The sequence below is a fragment of the Micromonospora aridisoli genome, from assembly GCF_056150025.1.
Genome location: NZ_JAXCFK010000005.1, coordinates 423347 through 448192, shown reverse-complemented (window position 1 = coordinate 448192; position 24846 = coordinate 423347). Strand labels below are relative to the sequence as shown.

General features: G+C 73.0%; 16 protein-coding genes and 1 pseudogene. 10 read left to right on the top strand and 7 right to left on the bottom strand.

Annotation, left to right across the window (positions count from 1 at the left end):
• Positions 1-19: 19 nt before the first annotated feature.
• The 3 genes from SM447_RS14040 to SM447_RS14030 all read left to right on the top strand — a co-directional run bounded on the left by SM447_RS14040 (position 20) and on the right by SM447_RS14030 (position 3444).
• Entirely contained in the window at positions 20-1219 is a 1200-nt protein-coding gene (locus SM447_RS14040) for a low temperature requirement protein A (RefSeq protein ID WP_474573201.1), read from the top strand.
• Between the two features lie 368 nt (positions 1220-1587).
• A complete protein-coding gene (locus SM447_RS14035; protein ID WP_474573200.1) occupies positions 1588-2919 on the top strand; it encodes a CE1 family esterase in 1332 nt (443 codons plus the stop codon).
• 51 nt (positions 2920-2970) lie between these two features.
• Positions 2971-3444, top strand: a complete 474-nt coding sequence (locus tag SM447_RS14030; RefSeq protein ID WP_474573199.1) for a hypothetical protein — start codon at positions 2971-2973, stop codon at positions 3442-3444.
• Here the strand turns inward: SM447_RS14030 and SM447_RS14025 are convergent.
• The gene (locus tag SM447_RS14025) at positions 3441-4385 is read right to left on the bottom strand and encodes an acyltransferase domain-containing protein (RefSeq protein ID WP_474573198.1); all 945 of its coding nucleotides are present in this window, start codon (positions 4383-4385) and stop codon (positions 3441-3443) included. The two genes, SM447_RS14030 and SM447_RS14025, sit on opposite strands and share 4 nt — an antisense overlap.
• 229 nt (positions 4386-4614) lie before the next feature.
• On the opposite strand from SM447_RS14025, the gene SM447_RS14020 reads away from it, so the two are divergent.
• Both SM447_RS14020 and SM447_RS14015 read left to right on the top strand, forming a co-directional pair.
• Positions 4615-5127, top strand: a complete 513-nt coding sequence (locus tag SM447_RS14020; RefSeq protein WP_474573284.1) for a SigE family RNA polymerase sigma factor — start codon at positions 4615-4617, stop codon at positions 5125-5127.
• Positions 5124-5615: a hypothetical protein gene (locus SM447_RS14015; RefSeq protein ID WP_474573197.1), complete on the top strand. Its 492-nt coding sequence runs from the start codon at positions 5124-5126 to the stop codon at positions 5613-5615. Before SM447_RS14020 ends, SM447_RS14015 begins: the two co-directional genes overlap by 4 nt.
• Before the next feature lie 123 nt (positions 5616-5738).
• On the opposite strand, the gene SM447_RS14010 is transcribed toward SM447_RS14015, so the two are convergent.
• The 3 genes from SM447_RS14010 to SM447_RS14000 are packed head-to-tail and all read right to left on the bottom strand — an operon-like array spanning position 5739 to position 9377.
• Complete coding sequence (locus SM447_RS14010) at positions 5739-7490, bottom strand: ABC transporter ATP-binding protein (RefSeq protein WP_474573196.1); 1752 nt, start codon at positions 7488-7490, stop codon at positions 5739-5741.
• Positions 7487-9163 (bottom strand): ABC transporter transmembrane domain-containing protein, encoded by a 1677-nt coding sequence (locus tag SM447_RS14005; RefSeq protein WP_474573195.1) that lies wholly within the window; start codon positions 9161-9163, stop codon positions 7487-7489. Before SM447_RS14005 ends, SM447_RS14010 begins: the two co-directional genes overlap by 4 nt.
• A gap of 49 nt (positions 9164-9212) precedes the next feature.
• Positions 9213-9377, bottom strand: a complete 165-nt coding sequence (locus SM447_RS14000) for a hypothetical protein (RefSeq protein ID WP_474573194.1) — start codon at positions 9375-9377, stop codon at positions 9213-9215.
• Positions 9378-9381: 4 nt separating this feature from the next.
• Here SM447_RS14000 and SM447_RS13995 point away from each other — a divergent pair, with 4 nt between their 5' ends.
• Entirely contained in the window at positions 9382-9837 is a 456-nt protein-coding gene (locus SM447_RS13995; protein WP_474573193.1) for a hypothetical protein, read from the top strand.
• A gap of 109 nt (positions 9838-9946) precedes the next feature.
• Here the strand turns inward: SM447_RS13995 and SM447_RS13990 are convergent, their stop codons facing one another.
• A complete protein-coding gene (locus SM447_RS13990; RefSeq protein WP_474573192.1) occupies positions 9947-10729 on the bottom strand; it encodes an SDR family NAD(P)-dependent oxidoreductase in 783 nt (260 codons plus the stop codon).
• A 68-nt stretch (positions 10730-10797) separates the two neighbouring features.
• Positions 10798-13677 carry a condensation domain-containing protein gene (locus SM447_RS13985; RefSeq protein ID WP_474573191.1) on the bottom strand — a complete coding sequence of 960 codons (2880 nt, stop codon included), beginning with the start codon at positions 13675-13677 and terminating at the stop codon, positions 10798-10800.
• A gap of 107 nt (positions 13678-13784) precedes the next feature.
• On the opposite strand from SM447_RS13985, the gene SM447_RS13980 reads away from it, so the two are divergent.
• Genes SM447_RS13980 through SM447_RS13965 form a run of 4 tightly spaced genes read left to right on the top strand, consistent with a single transcriptional unit; the run spans position 13785 to position 24335 of the window.
• Positions 13785-19382 (top strand): non-ribosomal peptide synthetase/MFS transporter, encoded by a 5598-nt coding sequence (locus SM447_RS13980; protein ID WP_474573190.1) that lies wholly within the window; start codon positions 13785-13787, stop codon positions 19380-19382.
• Positions 19379-20887 (top strand): class I adenylate-forming enzyme family protein, encoded by a 1509-nt coding sequence (locus SM447_RS13975; protein WP_474573189.1) that lies wholly within the window; start codon positions 19379-19381, stop codon positions 20885-20887. The genes SM447_RS13980 and SM447_RS13975 overlap by 4 nt, the downstream gene beginning before the upstream one ends.
• Positions 20888-20904: 17 nt before the next feature.
• On the top strand, positions 20905-24054 hold the full coding sequence (locus SM447_RS13970) for a non-ribosomal peptide synthetase (protein ID WP_474573188.1): 3150 nt from the start codon (positions 20905-20907) through the stop codon (positions 24052-24054).
• A gap of 2 nt (positions 24055-24056) precedes the next feature.
• Entirely contained in the window at positions 24057-24335 is a 279-nt protein-coding gene (locus SM447_RS13965; RefSeq protein WP_474573187.1) for an acyl carrier protein, read from the top strand.
• Between the two features lie 52 nt (positions 24336-24387).
• Here SM447_RS13965 and SM447_RS13960 read toward each other — a convergent pair.
• Positions 24388-24816, bottom strand: a pseudogene (locus SM447_RS13960) (cellulose binding domain-containing protein); the annotation flags it as partial.
• Positions 24817-24846 lie beyond the last annotated feature (30 nt).

Here is a 24846-nt window from a genome sequence, read left to right as displayed (position 1 = left end):
CAGCGATGAAGATGGGACGATGTGGCGGATCTTCCGAGGGCGGATCGAGGCGACCGGGGAGACGCACCGAGCGACGCTGTACGAGATTTTCTTCGATCTGGTGTTCGTCTTCGCGCTCACCAGGATCACCGCGTACATGGCGGGTCAGGCGTCCCCGCTGACCCTGCTCAAGGGCCTGATCGTCCTGCTGCTGCTGTGGATCTCCTGGCTGATCTACGCCTGGCTCGGTAATCAGGCCCGCGCCGACGTCGGGCTGATCCGGGCCGGCACCACGGCCGTCATGGGTCCCATCTTCCTCATCGCCGTGATCGTCCCGGACGTCTGGAACTCCACGCCGGGCCCCCGATTGATCCTGGTGCTGGCCTACCTCGTGGTACGGGCGATCCACCTGGCTCTCTACCGCCGGGCGGCCGAGGGTGATCGACGGCTGCACCGGACGATCCGCATCTACACGATCACCACCGCACTGTCCTGGGTTCCGCTCGCCCTCGGCGCCGTGCTCGGCGGTTCCGCGCAGCTGCCGCTCTGGGCCGGTGCGCTCGCGATCGACTTCTCCGGCGGGCTGATCGCCTCCATGCTGAGCGGGTGGCCGTTGCACAGCTCGGAGCACTTCACCGAACGGCACGCGCTTGTGGTGATCATCGCGCTCGGCGAGACGCTGATCTCGGTCGGTGCCGGCATCGGATCCGAGATGATCAACGCTTCGACCCTGCTGGCCGCGGTGTTCACCCTCGTCGTCACGGTCTGCCTGTTCCGGCTGTACATGGTGAACTCGGTGGTGGCGGGAGAGGCGCTGATGGTCGAGCGCGGCCCGCGACGGGACCGTCTCGCCGCCAACGCCTACAGCGGGATTCATTTCGCGCTGATCGCCGGCACGATCTATCTGGCGCTCGGGGTCCATGAGGTGATCGCGGCTCTGGCGCATGACCAGCCCTGGCACGCGCCCGGGTCGCGCCTGGCATGGACTCCGGCCGTCGCGCTGTTCGGTGGGGTGGCGCTGTATCTCGCGGGCCGGGTCGCGTTCCTCGGACTCAGCGTCCGATCGGTGACCCCGGCGCAACTGCTCGCACCCGTCGTCGCGGTGGCGCTCCTGCCGGCTGGGCGGTACCTGCCCGGCCTGTTCGCCCTGGGCCTGCTCGCCGTCTTTCTGGTCGTTCTCGTCGGCTACGAGTACGCCTTCGGAGCCGGCCGCCGTCCGTCGTCGCCCTGCGCAAGGTAAATGCATTTACATCTTGCGATGTTATCGCTCACTGGTTACGTTCGGTGGCAGGAGCGAAGGGCACGCTCCGACGTCCCCGCCGGTCCGCGACCGGGCGAGTCGAGGCGCATGACGCACGGCTGACAGCACCGCGGGCCCTGTCGGGGACGTGTCACGCCGCCGGTCCAGGGCGGCTGACGGCGCAACGCGGAAGCCGTGACACACGTCGGAACCTGTCGTCCCGGGTCACCCACCTGACCTGACCACCCGGGGCGTCGCACCGTACCCAGGCGCGACCCCGCGGTACGCCGGCCGTTCCCGGCGAAACCACCCACCGCGTCGCGCCGCATCGCCGCGCGTCCGGACGGACGCGGAATGGAGTACCCACAATGTCCAGGCGTAGATCGATCTTCGGGCCTGTCGTGCTCGCGACCCTGATGGCGCTGGCCGCCGCCGGCACCGCAGTGAGCGCGAGCCTCGACGGCAGCGCCCACGCCGCCCAGCCGGGCGTCATGGCCGCGACCGCCGGTTGCGGCAAGTCTCCGACCCTGCGCAGCGGTACGCACACCATCCAGAGCAGCGGAAAGAGCCGCAGCTTCATCCTGCGGGTGCCGGACAACTACAACAACAACAACCCGTACCGGTTGGTGCTCGGATTCCACTGGCTCAACGGCTCGGCCACCGACGTCGCCACCGGTCAGACCGTGCAGCGCGACACCTGGGCGTACTACGGACTGCTGCCCCTGTCGAACAACAGCACCATCTTCGTCGCACCGCAGGGCCTCAACAGCGGTTGGGCCAACTCCGGCGGCGAGGATGTCACCTTCGTCGACGACATGCTCCGACACATCGAGGCCGACCTCTGCGTAGAGACCACCCAGCGCTTCGCGCTCGGATTCAGCTACGGCGGCGCCATGAGCTACGCCCTCGCCTGTGCCCGGCCGAACGTCTTCCGCGCCGTCGCCGTCTACGGCGGTGCCCAGCTGAGCGGATGCAGCGGCGGTACCCAGCCGGTCGCCTACTTCGGAGCGCACGGCATCCGGGACAGTGTCCTCAACATCTCCAACGGGCGGACGCTGCGGGACCGGTTCGTCCGCAACAACGGCTGCACGGCGCAGAACCCGCCGGAACCGTCGCAGGGCAGCCTCACCCACCGCAGCACCACCTACTCCGGCTGCGCCGCCGGCTACCCGGTGGTCTGGGCGGCCTTCGACGAGGGACACATCGCCGCACCGCAGGACGGCGCCCCCGGTGACAGCGGCTCCCGTACCTGGCTGCCGGGCGAGACCTGGCGCTTCTTCACCCAGTTCGGCGGCGGCACCACCCCGCCCCCGAACCCGACCACCCCGCCCCCGAACCCCACCACGCCGCCGCCGAACCCCACCACCCCGCCGCCCGGTGGCGGGGCGTGCCGGGTCGCCGCCACGGTCAACGCCTGGAACAACGGCCTGACCGAGGAGATCACGATCACCAACACCGGCAGCTCCACGATCAACGGTTGGTCGCTGGTCTTCACGCTGCCCGGCGGTCAGAACATCACCGGCGGCTGGAATGCCAGCTACTCGCCGACCTCCGGGCAGGTGACCGCGCGCAACGTGTCGTACAACGGCACCATCGCGCCGAACGCGTCGGTCAGCATCGGCTTCCAGGCCACCCACACCGGTAACACCGCCAGACCGAGTTCGTTCACCCTCAACGGGTCGGCCTGCACCATCAGCTGACCCGCACAGCCGGCCGGCACGAGTTCCGCCGGCAGGCGTCCTGCCCGCCACATGTGTCGATCGAGTCCGGCGCAGGTGGACGGCGATCCGGCAGACAAGACGCACACCGACGACTGGCTTCGGGTGGTGTTCGGTCTCCACTGGTCGAGCGTCACCGACGTCGCCTGGTGGACGGTCTCGGATCTGACGAGCACTGTCGTCGGCGCCGTGCTGACGGTGGTCCTCGCCGCGCGCCTCGGCGGGCGGGCAGTGACGACGGCACCGGCACGCCAGACCGCACCGCCATGCCACGATTCCCGGGAGGTGGCGAAGGTCGCGCGTACCGCCGCACCGGCGCACCGCCGTCCGGCGCTGTTCTGGAGCACCGCCGCGCTGGTCGCCGCCGTCGGTCTGGCGCTCGTGCCGCTGCTGCCCGGGGCCACCGTCCTCGCCGCGACGGTGGTCCGTTCGCTGCACGTCGCCGGCCTGGCGCTGCCGGCCGGTGCCCTCGCCGTTCGGACTGCGAATGTCGCTCGCTCGAGCTAGATCGGGAAGCGGCCGTTGCGCCACTGCCAGTGCCGACCGGCCTTCAGGTGGTCGATGACCGCGCGTTGGAGCGCGGTGTGGCGTGGCAACTGGTCGAGCGGGGTGGTCAGGCTGCGGAACACGAAGCGCAGCACCTCGACGTCGGCGTCTATCCCTTCCGGCTCCTCGTAGGGTTCCAACTCGAACCGGCGCTGGAACCGGACGATGTTGGAGTCCCCGGGCAGGTACTCCTGCAACTGCGGGTCGAGCAGCCACGAGCCACAGGCGAAGTCCGTGTAGTGCTCGTCGGGGAAGTGGCGTGGAAAGAACGCTCGGGCCAGGTCGAGCGACGCATCGATCGCCTCGGGGGTCATCGGCCCCGACTCGGGGATGTGCAGGCTGATGGCGCTGCCCCCGCGGTGGTGCTGTAGCCGGCCCAACTCGTAGACGCCGCCGCGCGCGTGCAGCGTCAGCCAGCTCTGCATCACCGGCCAGCCCTCGCGGTTCATCCGCCGGTCGATCGCGAGATTGCGGCCCAGGTCCGCGAGGGTCACCCAGGACACGGACTCGGGAATCTCGTGGTCGCGGTGGTACCCCAGGACCACGTCGACCAGGGCCAGGTACGCGTAGACGTAGAGATGCCGCCAGGCGGGACCGCGGTCGCGGGGTAGCGCCGGACCGGGTGGTAGCCACTCGTGGCCGCCGAGATCGGCACGGACCAGGGCGATCGAGCGGTCGAGCAGCCAGCGCAACTCCGGGGTCCACAGCGGGGACCCGGCTTCGGGCCAGCCCGCCATGATTTCGGCGGCGTCGTCCGGCCGCACCGCGAGCCGGTCGAGGAGCGCGGGCGCGTCGGCCCTGGCGGGCAGCGGAGCCGATGCCCGGTCGCCGGCAAGCCGGTGCACTCGTTCGATCTCCTCGACGGGTACCCCGAGCCGGGCGGCGATGTCGTCCAGATCCACGCGGACGACCCTAGCGACCGGTGGGGCCGGCGACAGGCCCGAACCCGCGATCACGGTCGGGACCTCGCTCAACCTGTCCGGAATTCGGCGGACCGACCGCGATGATCGGGGTGGGGGCCACCACGTCGGAACCAACCGCCAGCCAGGAAGACGGGCATCTCATGGATAGTGGGCGCGGTCCCGTGCGTCTGTGGTGGTGAATGAGGCGTACCGGACGGAGCATGAGCGGTTGGACGACAAGGCGAGAGCCAGGTTCGGCGAGTTCGCGCAGAGCCGGAGCGCCGCCCTGATCAGGGCGGCCTACCTGCTCACCGGCGACCAGCATGCCGCCGAGGATCTGGTGCAGTCGGCGTTGGCCAAGACGTACGTCAAATGGCCGACGATCCGGCACGAGGACCCCGAGGGGTACGTGCGCGCGGTGATGTACCGCGAGCGGGTCAGCTGGTGGCGGCGCCGGGGACGACTACGGGAGACGCTGGTCGGCTCGCCGGTCGAGCGGGAACACCCGGACGACAGCGACCACGCCGACCTGCGGCTGGCCATGCGGGCGGCCCTGCTGCGCCTTCCCGTGGCGCAGCGCGCGGTGCTGGTCCTGCGGTACTACGAGGACCTGCCCGAGCAACAGGTGGCCGAGGTGCTCGGCTGCTCGGTCGGGACGGTCCGCAGCCGGACCCACCGGGCGGTCACTCGGCTGCGCGAGGTGCTGCCCGGTGCCGAACTCGCGCTGGAGCTGAAGCGATGAACACCCCGTTCGACGACCTCATCCGATCCACCCTTACCGATCTCGCCGAGGAGGCAGTTCCGATGAATCTGGCAGATCCCGCCGTCGACCGGGCGCGCAGGCGTCGTACCCTCACCGTCTCCGTGGGGGTGGCAGGCGTCGTCGCCGCCCTCATGGTCGGCACGCCGCTGGCGTTCGCGGCGGTGAACCGGGACGCCCCGCCGCCGTCCGCTCCCGTCGACCAGCCGCCGGTGGATCTCCCCAGTCCTGTCCCGGTCAGTCCGGTCCCGTCGCCGCCGGTGGACCTGCCCAGTCCCGTTCCGGTCAGTCCGGTCCCGTCGCCGCCGGTGGACCTGCCCAGTCCCGTTCCGGTCAGTCCGGTCCCGTCGCCGCCGGTGGACCTGCCCAGTCCTGTCCCGGTCAGTCCGGTCCCGTCGCCGCCGGTGGACCTGCCCAGTCCCGTCCCGTCGCCGCCGGTGGATCCGAAGGGTCCGGGCACGGGCTCCTGACTCCAGGAACCGTCAGCACGCGGTCCGGCCCTGGACACAGGTCGGCCAACGCCGGTCTTGCCGGACGGATCGTCAACCGTCCGGCAACGCCGCGTCGGCTGGCGGGTCCAAGACCCGGACGGATCAGCGCCGCCAGGCCGACCAGAGTTCGGCGTACCGGCCGCCGGCCGCGACCAGCTCCTCCGGGCTGCCGAGTTCGACGATGCGGCCGTGCGACATCACCGCGATCCGATCGCAGGCGTGCGCCTGGCTGAGCCGGTGGGCGACCACGACTGCCGTGCGGCCGCGGATCAGGGCGGCGCTTGCCTGGTCGAGCTGCCGCGCCCCGGCGCTGCCCGCTTCGGCGCTGGCCTCGTCGAGGACGACGATCGGCGGGTCGAGCAGCGCGATCCGGGCCAACGCCACCTGTTGCGCCTGACCGGCCGTGAGCGGGTGCTCGCCGTCGCCGACCCGGGTCAGCAGCCCGTCGGGCAGCGCGGTGACCCAGTCGTCGGCTCCGACCAGCCGCAGGGCGGCGTGCAGCTCCTCGTCGGTGGCGTGCGGGGCGGCCAGCCGAAGGTCGTCGGCGAGGGGGCCGGCGAAGACGTGGACCTCCTGGGTGACGACACCGACGGTGTGGCGCAGCTCGGTCGGGTGCAGCTCGTCGATCCGACGGTCGGCCAGCCACACCTCGCCCTCGGCGGCGGGGAAGACGCCACCGAGGATGGCCGCGAGGGTCGTCTTGCCGGCCCCGCTCTCCCCGACGATCGCCAGCGACTCGCCCGCGGCGACCTCGATCGAGACGTTCCGCACGACGGACGGGCCGCCCGGGTAGCGGTGCCACACCGCCTTGGCGGTGATGCCCGTCGGTGACCATGCGGAGACCGGACCGGTCGGCCGGACCGCGGGCACGTCGAGCCCGGCGATGCCGACGAGCCGGGCGAGCGCCGCACCGGCCGACTGGATGTCGTTGAACGAGATCAGCAGCATGCCCAGCGGACCGAAGAGCCGATGGAAGAGCAGCGCGGCGGCGGTGACGTCGCCGACGGTGCTGTCGCCCGCGCGTACCAGCAGGAAGCCGGCGAGCAGCACGGCGGTGAGCCCGATCGCCTCGGCGTAGTTCATCGTGTTCGCGAACCAGAGGAATCCGCGTACGGCCCGCAGCCGCGCGATGAGGGCGGAGCGGGATGCCTGGTCCACCCGCCGGCTCTGGCGCTCCTGCATCCCGTACGCGTGCACGGTGCGGGCACCCGTGAAGGTGGTCAACAGGCTCTGCGTACGGACCGCCGCGGCCTCCCGCTCGGCGGCGTACAGGCGCTTGGCCTGAGGCACGAACCGGCGCAGGCTCATGACGTACACCGGGAAGACGACCAGGAACGCCCCGGCGATGCGCCAGTCGAGGCTCGCGAAGCCGCCGAAGGTGATGACGACGGTGACCAGCGCGGTGAAGATTCCGGCCGCCAGGCGCACCGAGTCGGTGACCCGCTCCACGTCCTCGGTGACCCGGGAGGCGACGTCGCCGGCCCCGGCGCTCTCCAGCCGGGTCGCGTCCATGCGCAGCGCCCGGTCGAGCACCTCCTCGCGGAGGTCGGCGCAGGCGCGCATGCCCCACTCGGTGACCAGCCAGTTGGCGGCGCCGGTGAGTACCGCGGCGGCCAGGCCCGCGCCGAGGATCCACGCCGAGGTCAGCAGCAGTGCTCCGACGGTGTCACCGGCCACCACCAGGTCGACCAGCCGGCCGAGCAGGATCGGCACGACGACCGCCGCCACGCTCGCCGCCGTCGCCGTCCCGACGGAGGTCCAGGCCAGCACCGGGTAGCGCCGCAGCGCCCGCCAGAAGGCGTTGAGGGTCACCCGGCCGGTGGCGACCGGCAGGATGGTGGCGGTGGGGGTCATCGCAGCACCAGCTCCGCGTACGAGGAATCGGCGAGCAGGTCGCGGTGGCGCCCGACGGCCACCACCCGGCCGGCGCGGAGGAAGACGACACGGTCGCACCGGTCGAGCAGCGGTGCACTGGTGGTGACCAGCACGGTCGCCCGGCCGTCGCCGGTCCGGAAAGCGCGTAGCCCTTCGGCGATGGCGTGTTCGGTGACCGCGTCGATCGCCGTGGTCGGGTCGCGGAAGACGGTGACCGGCCGGTCGGCCAGCAGCGCGCGGGCCAGGGCGAGCCGTTGCCGCTGGCCGCCGGAGAGGTTCAGACCGTGGTCGACGATTTCGCGGTCCAGCCCGACGCCGTCGGCGAGGAGGTCGTCCACGGCGGCCGCCGCCATGGCGTTGTGCAGCGCGGCGTCGTCGCGGTCGTCGCCGGTCTGCAGCACCTCGCGCAGCGTCGTACCGAACAGGTCGACCCCGTGTGGCTCGACCAGCACGGTCCGCCGCAACGAGGCCAGGTCGAGTTCCCGCGTCGGCGTGCCGCCCAGCGTCACCTCGCCCCGGTCCGGCGACCGCGTGCCGCCGAGCAGGTCGGTGACGTCGTCGGCGGTGCCGGTCTCCCCGGTGACGATGCCGAGCAGCTCACCGGGGGCCACGGCGATGTCGACGCCGTCCAGACCCGCCGTGTGCGCCCGGTCGAGGGCCAATGTGCCCGCCTGGGCCGGACGTTCCCCGGACGGGGCCAGCTCCGGGGCGGCGAGCACCTCGGCCACGCGGGCCGCGCTGGCCCGTGCCGTCGCCAGCCGGAAGACGCAGTCGGCCAGATTGAGCACCGGATCGGCGAGGAACGTGGCCAGTCCGACCACCGTGATGAGCTGCCCGACCGTGATCCGCCCCTGGAGGGCGAACGAGCCGGCCAGGGCGGCCACGGCGGTGATCAGCAGACCGGTGGTGAAGGTGGAGGCGCCGATGAACGTGGCGCCGGCCTTGACCGTGCCGATGCCGGCGCGCAGCGACGTGCGGCTTGCCGTGCGGTACCGGCGGACGGCCTCGTCGACCCCACCGAAGCCGCGCAGCGGTCGCAACCCGTGCAGCAGGTCCGACGCCGTGGCGGCGGCCCGGCCGACCGCCTGCTGCTGCGCCGAGGTGCGGCGGCCCACGACCGGACCGAGTGCGTTGAGCCCGAGCACCAGAATCGGCACGCCCACCACCAGCCCGAGCCCGAGCGACCAGTCGATCCGCAGCAGGACGATGGTCGACACGGTCAGGCCGACGAGCGCGCTCACCCCGCGACTGCCCAGTTCGAGCAGTTCGGCGGTGGCCTGGGTGTCGGAGGTGGCGATCGACAGCAGTTCCCCGCTCTGGCGTCTGGTCCGGATGCCCCGACCACCGACGACCCGCCGGACCACCCGCATCCGTAGCTCGTGCGATTCCTCGACCACCGCCTTGGAGAGGAACCAGAAACCCGACCGCCAACCCATGGTGAGGGCGGTGAACAGCGCGAATATGCCGAGTACGGACCAGACCATCGCGGAGGTCGACCCGGTCCCGACGGCCTGGTCGATGACCAGGCCGATCGCCACCGGGACGAGCGCCTCACACACCTGATGCAGCGACCAGAACGCGGCGCACAGGGCCGTGTCCCGGCGCTGGCGCCAGAACATCCGGCCGATGAGTCGCCCCGTGGTCTGTGACATACCCCTGCCTCACGTTCGAGTTAGGGTAGCCTAACCGGCGGGCCGGGGTTCAGGCGTCGGCGGGGTGGGGCAGGGGCCCGTCGAGGCCGGCCCAGGAGCGCAGCAGCCGGCCGCCGATGGAGTCGGGTGGTCCCGAGCCCGGACCGTCCACGACCCGCTCGACGATCTCGGCGCGGGTGAACCACCGGGCCTGCGGCAGTTCGTTCCCGTCCACGGCGATGGCTCTCGCCGATCTCGACGGACCCGGCGAGCAGGGAGAAGCCATCCGCGCCGGCGCCGTGATGGCGGGCAAGCAGACAGCGTGGCTGCGGACCGGGGCCTTCCACCAGCACGATGACGGCCGGCTCGATCCGGGGAAACAACTGCCGACCACAGTCGGAGCTCCGGCACACCCGCAGGTGGCCGGCGTCGGCGCTGATCGTGGGCGCGCCACAGGTGCCGCAGTTCCTCGCGTGCCGGTTCCAGTCGAGCAGGCCGCGCGCGTACGCCAGGGTGGCGGCGAGTGGACCGGGCAGCGTGGTGGCGAGTCCGCGCAGGTCAGCGCTGGCCTGTGCGCTGGTCAGGCGCAGCAGGTCGGCGACCCGGGCCGGGTCGGTGCGCAGGCTCGCGGCCCGGTCGTGCGGTGTGGCGGTGTACGCGAGCCCGTGGAACACCATGCCGCCGATGGTGCCTGACGGCTCCGCGACCGGTGGCCGCCGCCACGCCGCCCGACCCCGTGGGCCGTGACACACGACGTCGCGCGGGAGCCCGGGCGGGCCCGCGGCGTAACGCCGCCGCCGGACGTCAGGGCAGGATGGCGTCGACGTAGCCGCCGTCCACCCGCACCGCCGCGCCGGTGGTGGCCGAGGCCAGCGGCGAGGCCAGGTAGACGACCAGGTTCGCGATCTCGGCCGGCTCGATGAGACGTTGCAGCAGCGACTGCGGGCGGTGCCGGAGCATGAACTCCCGCTGCGCCGCGTCCCACGGCAGGTCGTCACCGACCAGCGAGCGGACGAACTGTTCCACTCCACCGGTGTGGGTGGGCCCGGCGATGACGCTGTTCACGGTGACACCCGAGCCGGCGGCCTCCTTGGCGAAGCCGCGGGACACGCCCAGCAGGGCGGTCTTGGAGACACCGTAGTGGATCATTTCGGCCGGGATCGCCACCGCGGAGTCGCTGGCGATGTACTGGACCCGGCCCCAGCCGCGCTCGCGCATTCCCGGCAGGTACGCCCGGGTCAACCGGATCGCCGCCAGCACGTTGACCTCGAAGTACCGTCGCCAGTCGTCGTCGCTGATCTCCAATGCGGGCTGGGCGCCGAAGATGCCGAGGTTGTTGACCAGGATGTCGACCCGGGGAAGGGCCTCGACCGCAGCGATCGCCCCGTCGGCCGTGGTCACGTCGGCGGGCACCGCGACGAAGTCGCCCTCGCCCAACTCGGCCAGGGCCCGGTCGACCGAATCCGACGAGCGCCCGTTGACTCCCACTCGGGCTCCGGCTGCCGCCAGCCCGGCGGCGATGGCCCGGCCGATGCCCTGGGTCGAACCGGTGACGAGCGCCGTCCGGCCAGCAAGATCTATTCGCATACCGGCCATTCTGCCCAACCGGAACGGTACCGGCAGCAGCTCGCGTCGCGTGCTGCGGCCCGGCCGCGTCAGGGCAGCGGCGACGCCGGTCGTGCCGGGCCGGTGTTCGGTGACCACGGCCACGGCAGGTCGCCGTAGGCGGCCTCCACCAGCAGCCGCTCGACGCCGCGCAGAAACGGCTCCACCCGGTCCGCCGGGAAGTACCGGGTGTCGGCGGTCACGACCAGTTCCACCGCCCCGGGGGCGTCGAGCACCTGGAGGCGGCAGCGCCACGGGAACCGTTCCAGCTCCGTCAACCAGCGGAACCGGGTACGGGACACGACCGCCCGCAGGTCGGCCTCGGCCAGGCGGATCGCCTCGGGATCGACGTCCCGCGACAGCCGGGCGTCGTTGAGATAGCAGTACCCGGCCAGGAAGCTTCGGTGATCGTGGCCCAGGTCGGTGAAGGCGCGCTCCCAGTCGGCCGGGTCGTAGTAGGCGTGCCGGTAGGCGTCGAGGGCCGCGCCGCGCGCCCGGCCCAGGAGTTCCGAGAAGCCGGGCCGGTCGGCCAGGTCGAGCCGGCAGAGCCCGATCTGGTTGAGGCTGCCGATCGCCGAGTCGTGTCCGGGCTGGAAGCGGTTGTTCGCCATCACCACGATCCCGCAGGACCGGGGTCCGGTGTCGCCGGTGAGTACGGCGGCGGTCGCCGCCAGCAGCGCGTCGGCGGTGCTGACCCGGTGCCGGACCGCCACCAGCTGCGCGGCGTGGTGCACCGCCGGGGAGACCAGCGAGCCCCGCCGGTGGCGAGCGGGCGTGCCCGGTGTCACCGCGTCGGAGAAGCTCGGCGTGAGTCCCGCCAGCCGCCGGACCCAGTAGTTGACCGCCCGCTGCGAGCGTGCCCGCTCGACGTCGCCCTCCCGCTCGGCCAGGTCGAGCACCTGCAGCCCGGCGGGGGTGGCCACCGACCCGTGGATCAGCAGACACCGCAGGTCGTGCAGGACGATCTGCGCGGCGTGCACGTCGACGGTCGAGTGGCTGAACACCACCACGACCTGTCGCACCCGGTCGTCGACGGTGACCAGCGCGACGCGTAACGGCCACTCGACGACGTGGTCGAAGCGGGTGGCGTGCAGTCGGGTGCTCAGCTCCGCCGCGGCGGACCGGCCGTCGGGATCCTCCGTCGGACGCGCCACCCGGTGGACGACGACGGGAAGTTCGCCCGCCGCCGTGGTCTCCTGGTGCACCTCCTCGTCGCGACGACGGAACCGGGTGCGCAGCGACTCGTGGTGGGCGAGCAGCGCGCCGACCGCCTGCACCGCCCGTGGCACGGCCACCGCCGCCGTCGCGGGAACGGTCAGGGTACGGGGGAGGCTCAGTGCCCGGTACGCGGCCGGGGACTCGAACTCGTCGACGTCGCGCCACATCGCCCGCTGGCCCCAGGTCAGCGGGGCGCTGGCGGCACGTCCACCAGCGAACCGCGCGTACCGCACCTCCTCGGTGTCGCTGGCCGGCACGGCGGGTTGGACGGCACCCGAGGCGGCGGCGTCGACCGGTGACCACGGCCACGGCACGTCGCCGAAGGCCGCTCTGACCAGCAACTCCTCCAGGCCTCGGAGGAACGGCTCGACGGAGTCCAAGGCGAGGTGGCGGGTGTCGACGGTGAGCGTGATACCCACCCCGTCCGGCTCGTCGACGACATGGGCCAGCAGGTGCCAGGACGCCTGGTGCAGGCCGGCCGTCCAGGAGAAGGTGCTGTGGCTCATCGCGGCCCGCAGGCGGGCCGGGGTGGTCTCGGGCACGCTGGCGACGCCGCCGACGGGCAGCCGCACGTCGTTGAAGTAGTGGTGTGGCAGGAAGGCCCGGTCGTAGTCGACACCCTGCTCCTCGAATGTCCGGCGCAACGCGGCCGGGTCGTAGTAGGCGTGCCGCAGGCCGTTGAGGGAGGCGGTCCAGACGCGCGACAGCACCTCGGTGAAATCGGGACGACCCGACAGGTCGACGACGCAGAAGCCGATCTGGCCCAGATTGGCGACGGCGTCGCCGTACTCGGCGCGGAACCGGTTGTGCGCCATGGGAAACAGGCCGGCCAGCTCGCGTCCGGAGGCCGCGACGGCCATCGCCTGGTAGGCGGCCGCCAGCACGGCGGAGACGCTGACCCGCTGCCGGGCGGCGATCATCCGGGCCGCCGTGTCCACGGCGGAGGAGACCAGCACGCCCCGGCGCAGCGGGGGGTCCAGACCCGGCCCGGTCGGGGTCAACGGCGCGGCGGGCAGTCGGTGGAACTCCCGTAGCCAGTGCCCGACCGCGCGCTCGGACCGGCGCCGGTCGGCGCCGTGCTGCAGCCGGGCCACGTCCGCCGACTGGAGGCCGGGCGGCGTGGGCAGGCCACCGCGCAGCAGGAGCAGCCGCAGGTCCCGCAGCACCAGCTCGGCGGCGTGCGCGTCCACGGTGGTGTGACTGAAGACCAGCACGACCTGTCGTACCCGGTCGTCGACGGTGACCAGCGCGACCCGCAGCGGCCACTCGGCGGTGTGGTCGAACGCCACGTCGCCGAGCCGGGCGGCGGCGTCCCGGGCGGCCCGGGTGCCGTCGCCGTCGCCGGCACAGAGCAGCAGCGGCAACACTCCGGCCGCGACCGTCTCCTGGTGCGGCTCGCCGTCGACCACGCACAACCTGGTACGCAGCGCGGAGTGCCGGACGACCAGGGCGCCCACCGCCCGCACCGCGCGGGCCACGTCCACACCGGCCCGAGCGGACACGGCGACCGTCCGCCGGAGGTTGAGGAACCGGTGGTTCGAGCCGAACCGGGTGATCGACCGCCACAGCACCTGCTGGGCCCAGGTCGGCGGCGCGGTACCGGCGTCCGCGCCGACGAACTCGGCGTGGGCCAGCGGGTCCGACGCCCACTCGGCAGGGACGACCACATCGGCGAAGCGCATTCCCGACGGTACGACGATCCGTTTCGACACCGGATCGATCGATCGAGTCTTACACAGTGGACCGATCAGCCGATCCACCGTGTTGCATGCGCCATGCAGACTACTGACTCCCGTCCGTCATCGGAGTGAGGCGCTGCGTGACCAACGTTGACGTACCGGCCCGGAGTGCGACCATCTCGCTGAATACCACCAATCCGACAATCAACCCCCGGCTGTCGTTCGGCCAGGAACGGATCTGGTTCACCGAACAGCTCACCCCCGGCACGGCCGCTTACGTCATCCACGCGACGGTACGACTGCGTGGCCCCCTGGACACGGACGTGCTGAGAGCCGCCGTCGACGCCACCGCCGCCCGGCACGACAGCCTGCGCATGCGGTTCACCGAGAACCCCGACGGTGAACCCGTCGGGCACGTCCTGCCGTCGGTACGGGTGCCGGTCACCGTCACCGCCGCTACGTCGGAGACCCACGCCCGTGAACTGGTCGCCGCCTCGGTGCACACACCGTTCGACCTCACCGCCGCGCCGCTGCTACGGGTGCTCGTCCTCCGGCTCGCCGACCGCGACCACCTGGTGCACGTCGCGATGCACCACATCGTCAGTGACGGCTGGTCACTGGACCTGCTCCTGCGCGAGATCGCCGCCACCTACGGCGCGCTGCGCGACGGCGGCACGCCGCCGGAGGCCCCCGCGACCAGCTACGTCGACTACGCGGCGTGGCAACGCGCCCGCCTCGACGGCCCGGCGAGCGGCGACGGGTTCGCCTACTGGACCGCGGCCCTGGCCGGCGTGCCCCCGCTGGAACTGCCCACCGACCGGCCCCGACCGGCCGTGCAGTCGTACGCCGGGGACACCTGCCGCTTCACGCTCGACGGCGAGCTGACCGCCGCGCTGCGCCGGCTGAGCCGGACCCACCGGGCGACGCTCTACATGACCCTGCTCACCGGCCTCCAGGCCGTGCTGTTCCGCTACAGCGGCCAGCGGGACTTCGCCATCGGATCCCCGGTCGCCGGCCGGGTGGTGCCCGAACTGGAGAACCTCGTCGGCCTCTTCGTCAACACCCTCGCCCTCCGCGCCGACCTCTCCCCGGTCGCCGCGACCGCCGACATCCCGGCGACCGAACCCGGCTTCGTCGACCTGCTGCGACGCACCCGTACCACCGTCGTACGCGCCCTGGCCCACCAGGAGATCCCGTTCGAGCGCCTGGTCGCCGAACTCAACGTGCCCCGCGACGTCAGCCGTGCCCCGGTCTTCCAGGTGCTGTTCACCCTGCAGAACTACGCGCAGGAGGGCGGCCGCTGGCCCGACGGGGTGAGCGCCGAGGGCGTCGGCACCGACGCCGCCAGCGCCCGGTTCGACCTGTCGCTGTACGTCGGGGAGAGCGCGGACGGCCTACGCGGCATGTTCGTCTACAACACCGACCTGTTCGACGCGGCGACCGTACGGCGGATGGCGGCGAGTCTCGAGACGCTGCTGCGGGCCGCGGTCGCCGACCCGGAGCTGCCCGTGGTCGACCTCGACCTGCTCACTCCCGCCGAACGGGACCGGACGTTGGCGCTCGGCCGGCCCGAGCGCGACGACGTCCCCGGGGTGACCGGCCCGGCGCGTACGCTGGCCGACCTCATCATCCCGCACGTCGCCGCCACCCCAGACACCCCGGCCGTGACCTGCGGTCCGGACACCATCTCCTACCGGGAGCTGGACCGCCGGGCCAACCAGCTCGCCCACTGGCTGCGTACCCGGGACGTCGGCCCGGACCGGCTGGTCGGTGTGCTGCTGGAGCAGTCGGTCGAGCTGGCCGTGACCCTGCTCGGAATACTGCGGGCCGGCGGGGCGTACCTGCCGCTCGACCCGGAGCAGCCCACCGGCCGGCTCGGCCTGATGCTCGCCGACGCCCGCCCGACCGTCGTGCTGACCAGCGGCGAGCTGCGCGACCGGCTGCCCGGCGCGGTGACGGCGGTCGACCTGGACGAGATCGACATCGGGAGCGGACCCACCGAGCGCCCGTCGACCGCCACGACCGCCGACGACCTCGCGTACGTGATCTACACCTCCGGCTCCACCGGCACGCCGAAGGGCGTGGCCGTGGCGCACCGGCAGGTGCTGCGCTACCTGGACGGGGTCGCCGACCGGTTCGCGGTGGCACCGGCCGCCCGGTACGGCCTGTTGCAGTCGATGTCCTTCGACTTCAGCGTCACCGTCTTCTATCTCGCCCTGGCCACCGGCGGCACGGTGCACCTGCTGCCGCGGCGGTGCACCGGCGCGGAACTGGCCGAGGCGTTGCGCCGCCACCGCATCGACTACCTGAAGATCACCCCGTCGCACCTGGCGGCCCTGGCGGTCGACGCGGAGCCGGACGGACTGCTGCCGGCCCGTGCGTTGATCCTCGGCGGCGAGGCGTCCGACCTGGAGCGGATCCGCCCCCTGGCGGCCGCCGGGCGGGCCCGGGTGTTCAACCACTACGGTCCCACCGAGGCGACCGTCGGCGTCGCCACGTACGAGGTGACCGCCGACGCGCCGGGTGCCGGACCGGTGCCCATCGGCCGGCCCCTGCCGTACGCCCGGGTGTACGTGCTCGACGAGCGGATGCGTCCGGTGCCGGTCGGGGTCCCCGGCGAGCTGTACCTCGGCGGCGACCGGCTCGCCCGGGGCTACCTCGGCCGGGACGACCTGACCGCCGAGCGGTTCGTGCCCGACCCGTACGGCCCGCCGGGCGCCCGCCTCTACCGCACCGGAGACCTGGGCCGCTGGCGTTCCGACGGGCAACTGGTCTTCCTGGGTCGCCGGGACCACCAGGTGAAGATCCGTGGCTACCGGGTCGAGCTGGGTGAGATCGAGACCGCGCTGCGGGACTGCCCCGGCGTGCGGCAGGCGGCCGTGCTGCTGCGCGAGGACCGGCTGGTGGCCTACCTGGAGTCGGCGCCGGACGAGGCCGCGCCGGAGCCGACGCTGTTACGACGCCGGCTGGCCGACCGGCTCCCCGAGCACATGCTGCCCAGCCGCTGGGTCCACCTGGAGCGGTTGCCGTTGCAGGCACACGGCAAGGTGGATCGGCAGGCCCTGCCCGCACCCACCGACGAGCCGCCGAATGGCGAGCGGGTGCCGCCCACCGGACCGGTGGAGACCCTGGTGGCGCGGATCTGGCGGGACGTGCTCGGCATCGGCGAGGTCGGCGCCACCGACGACTTCTTCGAGCTGGGCGGGCACTCCCTGCTCGCCACCCAGGTGGTCGCCCGGCTGCGGCGGGAACTGCCCGCCGTCGTGGGCGGGGCCGCGCCGGCGGTCAGCGTGATGGACCTGTTCCGCCATCGCACCGTACGCGAACTGGCCGATCTGGTCGCCGGGTCCGGGACGGGCGCGGGTGGCCTGCTGCACGAACTGACCCCGTCGGTGCCCGTCGGGGAGCGGACCGCGACCCTGGTCTGTGTCCCGTACGGCGGCGGCAGCGCGGTCGTGTACCAGCCGTTGGCCGACGCGCTGCCGCCCGGGTACCGGCTGTTCTCGGTGGCGGTGCCGGGACACGACATCGGCCTCGCCGACGACCCGGCACCCATCGACGAGGTCGCCGCCGACGTCGTCGCCGAGGTGCTGGAACGGGTGTCGGGGCCGTTGATCCTGTACGGACACTGCGGTCCCGGTGGAGCCCTGGCGGTGGAGGTCGCCCGGCGGTTGGAGGCCGCCGGGCGGGATCTGGTGGCCGTCTATCTCGGCGCGGTCTTTCCGTTCGGTCGGCCCACCGGTGGCCTGCTCGGCCCGCTGCTGCGGCTGAGGCTGGCCGAACGGCTTCGCAGCGACCGGATCTACCGCACCTGGTTGCAGGCGCAGGGCACCAACATCGGTTCGCTCGCTCCGGACGAGGTCCGGTTCCTGATCCGGGCGATGCGCCACGACGCTGAGGTGTCCGAAGAGTACTTCACCGACCTGATGCGGCAGCGGGTGACGCCGCTGCGCGCGCCGATCGTCTCGGTGGTCGGCGAACGTGACCGCAGCACCGACTTCCACGAGGAACGCTACCGGGAGTGGCACTTCCTCAGCGACCGCACCGCGCTCGCGGTGATCGACGAGGCCGGGCACTACTTCCTGAAGTACCGGGCCGCCGAACTGGCCGAGATCGTCACCGGCGTACACCGGCAGCTCGATGCGCCGGCTCCCGCGATCGGCCCGGTTCCCGCCGACAGCCCGCCGGAGGTGCCGTCCACCGTGCCCGGCGCGGACGCCGCACCGCCGCCCGGCAGCGGCCTGCGCACCGCGACCGCCGCGCCACCGGCCTGGCAACTCGCCGCCGTGTCCCGGCGGGACGGCGACGAGCCCACGACACCCGGTGCGAAGACGGCGGTGGGTGCCGCACCCCCGCCGAGCCTGCGCCGCTTCGGGATGGTCGCCGCCGGTCAGATCGTCTCCGGCATGGGCACCGCGCTGACCACCTTCGCCGTTCCGCTGTGGATCTACACCCAGACCGGCTCGCTCGCCCGGTTCGCCCTCTTCGCCGTGCTCGCGCTGATGCCCGGCCTGCTCCTCGCGCCGCTGGCCGGCGCGCTGGTCGACCGCTTCAGCCGGCGGCGCGTCCTGGTGGCCGCCTGCGCCGCGGCCGGGAGCGCGAACGCGGTGATGGCCGCGCTGGTGCTGGTCGACCGGGTAGAGGTGTGGCACTTCTACCCGTTCACCGCGTGGCTGTCGGTGGCGTTGGCCTTCCAGCGCCTCGCCTTCGTCTCGGCGGTGCCGCAGCTGGTACCCAAGCGCTTCCTCGGCCATGCCAACGGCCTCGCCCAGACCGCCGTCGGTCTCACCCAGTTCACCGTGCCCCTGCTCGCCGTGGCGCTGCTGCAGGCCGTCGGGCTGCGCGGCATCCTGCTCATCGACGTCGCCTCGTACCTGTTCGCGCTCGGCGTGCTGGCCGTCGTGAAGTTCCCCCGCACGCTGGCGTTGCAACGCCGGGAGAGCATCGGCGCGGAGATCATCGCCGGGCTGCGCTACTCGCTGCGGCGGCGGGAGTTCCGCGCCATGCTGGCGTTCTTCGCGGCACTGAACTTCTTCCTCTTTCCCGTGCTGTTCCTGATCTCCCCGCTGGTACTCGGCTTCGCCGACCTCGACCAGGTCGCCCAGGTGGCGCTGACCGGCGGGGTCGGCGCGGCGACCGGTGGACTGGTCATGCTCGTCTGGGGTGGCCCGCGCCGACGCCGGATGCGGGCGGTGCTGCTCGGCACCCTCGGCATCGCGGTGGCCGCCGTGATCACCGGACTGCGGCCGAACCTGCTGCTCATCGCCGCCGGCGCCTTCGGCATGTACCTGGCGCTCGGCATCGTCAACGGCGTCTACAACACGATCATCCAGACCAAGGTGCCGCCCCGCGTCCACGGCCGGGTCTTCGCGCTCAACCAGATGGTCGCGCAGTCCACCCTGCCGCTGGGCTGGGGATTCGTCGCCCCCGCCGCGGCCCGGGTGGCGGAGCCGATGCTGCTCGCCGACGGCGCGTTGGCCGGCACCGTCGGCGTGGTCATCGGTGTCGGACCGGGACGCGGACACGGGCTGCTCTACGTGCTGTTCGGCGTCTGCATCGCACTCACCGCGCTGGTGTCGCTGGCCACTCCCGTGCTCGCCCGGTTCGACGACGAGGTCCCCGACGCCCCACCGGACGACCTCGTCGGCCTTGAGGAACGCCGCACCAGGGTCACCGGCGCGGACGGTGACCCGGTGCCGGCCGCGACCGCGACCGGAGAGCGGGTGGGTCGCCGGTGACCGACGCGAGCACCGCTCCCCGGACCGTGCCCGACCTGCTCGACTGGCGTACCGCCGTGCACCCCGACCGGGTGGCGGTCGAGGTGCACGGCGTGGCCACGCTGACCTTCGCCGAATGGTCCGCCGGTGCGCGGACCGTCGCCGCCGCCCTGGTGCGCCGAGGGCTGCGCCCCGGCGACCGGGTCGGCCTGCTGTTCGGTGCCCGGGACTGGACGCGGTTCGCCGTGGCGTACTGCGGGGTGTTGCGGGCCGGTGGGGTCGCCGTGCCGCTGTCCGACCGGCTCGCCGCCGGACAGCTCGGGTACGCGCTGACCCACTGCGCGGCCACCGCCGTGGTGCACGGCGACGGTACGCCGGCACCGTCGGTGCCGACCGGAATCGTGGTCCACCCCTGTGGCGAACTGCTCGCCGAGGTGCCGACCGTCACCACGTCGAGCGCCCCGACCCCGACCGTACGGCCCGCCGACCTCGCGCAGATCCTCTACACCTCCGGTACCACCGGACGACCCAAGGGGGTGGCGGCCAGCCACGCCAACCTCACCGCCGGCGCGCCGAACCATCCGCGCCGACTCGCGCTGGCCCATTCGGACCGGTTCCTGCACGCCTTCGCCATCGGCACCAACGCCGGGCAGACCATGCTGCTCAACGCGCTCACGGCCAAGGCCGCCGCGCTCACCCTGCCCCGCTTCACGCCGGTCCGGTTCGCCCGGCTGATCGAGGCACCCGGCACCGGAACCCTGTTCGTCGTCCCGTCGATCGCCCATGAACTGCTGGATTCCGGGGCGCTGAACGGCCGGGACACCAACGGCGTACACCTGATCGGCTCCACCGCCGCGCCCCTGGCCCCGGCGGTCGCCGCCCGGCTGGCCGTGGCCTTCCCCGCGGCCACGATCGTGAACTACTACACCTCGACGGAGGCGGCACCGGCCCAGACCACCATGGTCTACGACCCGTCCCGGCGGGAATCGGTGGGCCGGCCGGTCGGTGGCCAGCTCATGGTCGCCGACGCCGACGGCGAACCACTGCCCGCCGGCACGACCGGCGAGGTCTGGCTGCGTGCGCCCCACCCGCGCTCCTACTACCGCGACGACGCCGCCAACCGGGCCACCTTCCGGGCCGGCTGGGTCCGGATGGGTGACATCGGGCGCATCGACGCCGACGGCTACCTGTATCTCACCGACCGGCACCAGGACGTGATCAAGACGGGTGCGTTCAAGGTCTCCACCCTTGAGGTCGAGGCGGCGCTGCACGAGCATCCGCTGGTCGCTCAGGCGGCCGTCGTGGGCGTACCGCATCCGGTGCTCGGCTCGGCCGTCGCCGCGGCCGTCGTACCGCGACCGCAGGCCGACCCGGACGGCCTCTCGCTGCCCGCGCTGCGCGGCTTCCTCGCCGCCCGGCTGGCCGACTACCAGTTGCCAGCCCGGCTCCTGCTGCTGGACCGGTTGCCGCGCAACGAGGGCGGCAAGGTGCTCAAACGGCAGCTCACCGACCTGTTCGACAACTGACCACCACCAGCACAACCATGGGAGCGCATGTGGGCACCGCCGAGGCGACATACGCACAGCACGCCGTCTGGTTCACCGAGCAGGCCGGGGTCGCCGGCACCGCCTACCACATGGCCCTGGGCATCCGGTTCGCCGCCGGACTCGACCGTCGGGCCCTCGTCGCCGCGTGCGCCGCGCTGACCGAGCGACACCCGATCCTGTCCGCGCGGGTCGCCGGGGACGACGACGGCACCCCACGCCTGGCACCCGCCGACGCTCGCCCGCCGGTCACCTCCGGTGAGCTCACCGACGCGCGGATCGCCGAGGAGATCGCTCGCCCGTACGACCTGCGGACCGGCCCGTTGGCCCGGTTCACCCTGCTGGCCGGCACCGACGGCTCCCACCTGCTGCTGGTCACCGCCCACCACCTGGCCTTCGACGGCATGTCCAAGGACGTGCTGGCCCGGGACCTGGCCGCCGCGTACGCCGCCGCCCGCGACGGTGGTCCGCGCCAACCCGCGTTCCCGGTCGACGGGTACGCCGGGCTCGCCGCCGCCGAGCAGCACCGCGTCGCCGCGGACCTGCCCGCCGCCCGCGCGTACTGGGCGCGGCACTGGACCGGTCAGCGGGACGTGGTCCTGCCGGGCCTGCGCCGCCTGCCGACCGGTGCCGAACCGGGTGTCGCCGTGAGCGTCGAGCTGCCCACCGCGGTGGTCGACGGGGTCGACCGGGTCGCCGGATCGCTCGGGGTGACCCGCTTCGAACTGCTCTTCGCCGCGGTGCACGCGTTGCTCGCGCGCTACGGCAACGGAGCCGTCCCGATCGGAGTGTCGCTGTCCACCCGAACCCCGGACCAGGCCGACCGGATCGGGTTGTTCGTCAACGAGCTGCCGGTCACCGCCGACCCGGCCGAGGGCAGCTTCGCCGACCACGCGCGTGCCGCCCGGACCCGGCTGCGCGAGGTGTACCGGTATCGGGCGGTGCCGCTGGCCCACGCGGTCTCCGGTCTGCGACCGGCACCGGCGCTGACCCCGGTCAGCATCGGCTACCGGCGGCGCGCCGCCGATCCGGTTTTCCCGGGCGTGGCCAGCGAGGTGGACTGGACCCTGTTCTGCGGCGCCGCCCGCAACGCCCTGCACGTGCAGATCGTGGACGGGCCCACCGGTCTCACGGTGAGTCTCCAGCACAGTCCGGCGGCCATCGACACCGACGCCGTACGCCGGATCGGTGGTCACCTGCGCACCCTGCTGGCCGCGGCGGTCGCCGACCCCGGTCGGTCGGTCACGGACCTGCCGATCCTGCCCGCCGAGGAGTTCGACCAGGTCACCACCGGATGGAACGACACCACCCGGCCGTACCCGGAGTCGACCGTGACCGCCCTTTTCGCCGCCCGGGTGGCGGAGGCCCCGGACGCGCCGGCCCTGGTCGACGGCGACCGTACGCTGAGCTACCGCCAGCTCAACACCGCCGCCGCGCGGCTCGCCGAGGTGCTGGAGCGGCACGGCGTGGGACCGGGCGCGCTGGTCGCGGTCGCGTTGGACCGATCCTGGCAGGCGGTGGTGACCATGCTGGCGGTGCTGCGCCGCCGCGCCGCCTACCTGCCGATCGATCCCGCTCATCCGCCGGCCCGTCAGGAGATGGTGCTCGCCGACGCCGCCCCGGCCCTGGTCGTCACACGCACCGCCGACGCGACCGCGCGGCCCACCCTCGCCCTCGACCGGATCGACCTCCTCGACGGGCCGGACCCGGCGCGACCCGTGGCGGAACCGGCCGCGCACGACCTGGCGTACGTGCTCTACACGTCCGGTTCGACCGGGCGGCCCAAGGGGGTGGCGGTGCGCCACGGCGCGCTGGCCAACATGCTGCTCGGCGTGCGTGACCTGCTGGGCAGTGGTCCGTCGGACCGGTGGCTGCACCTGACCTCGCTGTCGTTCGACATCTCCACCGTGGAGGTCTTCCTACCGCTGGTCACCGGTGGCCGGGTGATCGTCGCCTCGGGAGTCGGCGCGTTGGACGGCCCGGCCGTGCTGAGGCTGCTCGCCGCCACCGGGGTGACCCACGCGCAGGCCACCCCGTCCGGCTGGCGGGTGCTGCTGGAGGCCGGCCTCGGCGGGTCCGCCGCGTCCGGCGACGACACCGCGCCGCGGCCACTGGTCGCGGTCGCCGGTGGTGAGGCACTGCCGGTCACCCTCGCCCGTGACCTGCGTGCCCGCACCGCCCGCCTGGTCAACGGGTACGGGCCGACCGAGGCGACCGTCTACGCCACCATGGCCGACATACCGGCCGAGGCTTCCGAGGTCACCATCGGACGACCGCTGTCGAACGTGCGCGCGTACCTGTTGGACTCCGGGCGTCGTCCGGTGCCGGTCGGGCTGCCGGGCGAGTTGTACCTGGCCGGTGCCGGGCTGGCCGACGGCTACCGGGGACGGGACGACCTGACCGCCGAGCGGTTCGTGCCCGACCCGTTCGGGTCGACCGGTGACCGGCTCTACCGCACCGGTGACCGTTGCCGGTGGCTGCCTGACGGGCGGATCGAGTTCCTCGGCCGGCTCGACGACCAGGTCAAGGTCAGGGGGCACCGGATCGAGCTGGGCGAGGTGGATGCCCGGTTGCTCGACCATCCGGACGTGGTCGCAGCGGCGACGGTGCTGCGGGACGACGCCGGTGAGGCGTCGTTGGTCGCGTACGTGGTGGGCCGGGCCGGTGCCGTCGTGGAAGCGGCCGAACTGCGCCGGCACCTGGCGCTGAGCCTGCCGTCGGCCGTGCTGCCCACCGCCTACGTCCCGCTCGACCGGCTGCCGCTCAGCCCGAACGGCAAGGTCGACCGGGCCGCGCTGCCGGCTCCCGGCCGGGCGGTGGCCCCGGCCGGCGTCTGCGCCGAACCGGCGGGCGCCCCGGCCCCGACCGCCGCAGCGCGCCCGGCCACCGGTGACGCCGACCTGTCCGACGTCGCTGGCGACCCGGTGGAGTCGCAACTGCGACTCATCTGGCAGGAGGTGCTCCGCATCCCCGACATCGGGGTGCACGAGGACCTGTTCGACCTGGGTGGACACTCGCTGCACATCACCCGGATCAGCGGCCGGATCCAGCAGCGGCTCGGCGTGGAGGTGCCGCTGGACGCCTTCTTCGACACCCCGACCATCGCCGAGATCGCCGAGATCGTCCGGCGGTCCGGAAAGGAGTTCTGAGCATGGCCACCACCGACCTGCGCGAGCGGATCGCGGAGCTGGTCAGCGAGGCCACCGGCGGTGACGTCACGGCGGCCGACGTGCTCGCCGGTGAGTCGATGATCGCTCTCGGCGTCGACTCGCTCGCGTTGCTGCGGCTGGTCGACGCCATCGAGCTGGAGTACGGCGTCGAGGTCGAACTGGCCGGCGCGGGCCGCCCGGTCGACAGCATCGACGACCTGGTGGTGCTGCTCGGCGATCAGGGCGACGGCGCCAACGGCGGCCACGCCAGCGAAGCGTGAGCGGATCACGCTGAACCCGCCCGACGGGCGGCTCAGCGTGTGCGTGCGGCGGTCAGTTCGCCGTGCAGGTGGTCGTCGGTGTGCTGGGCGCACCGGTCGCCGAGCCGAGGAACCCGAACGTGGTGCTGGCCCCTGCGGCGAGACTGCCGTTGTAGCTGACGTTGCGGGCGGTGACCGTCGAGCCCTGGCTGGTGACGGTCGCGTTCCACGCCTGGGTGACCGTCTGTCCGGCGGGATAGGTCCAGGTCACCGTCCAGCCGGTGATCGCCGAGCTGCCGGCGGTGACCCGTACCTCTCCCTGGAAGCCGCCGGACCACTGGTTGGTCACCGTGTACGTCGCGGTGCAGGCGCGTCCGCCGGGCGGTGGGGTGGTCGGTCCCGGCGGCGGCGTGGTCGGCCCCGGCGGCGGCGTGGTCGGCCCCGGCGGCGGCGTGGTCGGCCCGGGCGGGGGAGTGGTGGGCGGGGGAGTGGTGGACCCGCCCCAGCCTGCGGTCGAGTCGAGCCAGGCGGC

Coding starts and splice junctions, on each gene's coding strand:
- SM447_RS14040 (WP_474573201.1), top strand. CDS start 20: ATGTGGCGGATCTTCCGAGGGCGGATCGAGGCGACCGGGGAGACGCAC.
- SM447_RS14035 (WP_474573200.1), top strand. CDS start 1,588: ATGTCCAGGCGTAGATCGATCTTCGGGCCTGTCGTGCTCGCGACCCTG.
- SM447_RS14030 (WP_474573199.1), top strand. CDS start 2,971: ATGTGTCGATCGAGTCCGGCGCAGGTGGACGGCGATCCGGCAGACAAG.
- SM447_RS14015 (WP_474573197.1), top strand. CDS start 5,124: ATGAACACCCCGTTCGACGACCTCATCCGATCCACCCTTACCGATCTC.
- SM447_RS14010 (WP_474573196.1), bottom strand. CDS start 7,490: ATGACCCCCACCGCCACCATCCTGCCGGTCGCCACCGGCCGGGTGACC.
- SM447_RS14005 (WP_474573195.1), bottom strand. CDS start 9,163: ATGTCACAGACCACGGGGCGACTCATCGGCCGGATGTTCTGGCGCCAG.
- SM447_RS13995 (WP_474573193.1), top strand. CDS start 9,382: ATGGCTCTCGCCGATCTCGACGGACCCGGCGAGCAGGGAGAAGCCATC.
- SM447_RS13990 (WP_474573192.1), bottom strand. CDS start 10,729: ATGCGAATAGATCTTGCTGGCCGGACGGCGCTCGTCACCGGTTCGACC.
- SM447_RS13970 (WP_474573188.1), top strand. CDS start 20,905: ATGGGAGCGCATGTGGGCACCGCCGAGGCGACATACGCACAGCACGCC.
- SM447_RS13965 (WP_474573187.1), top strand. CDS start 24,057: ATGGCCACCACCGACCTGCGCGAGCGGATCGCGGAGCTGGTCAGCGAG.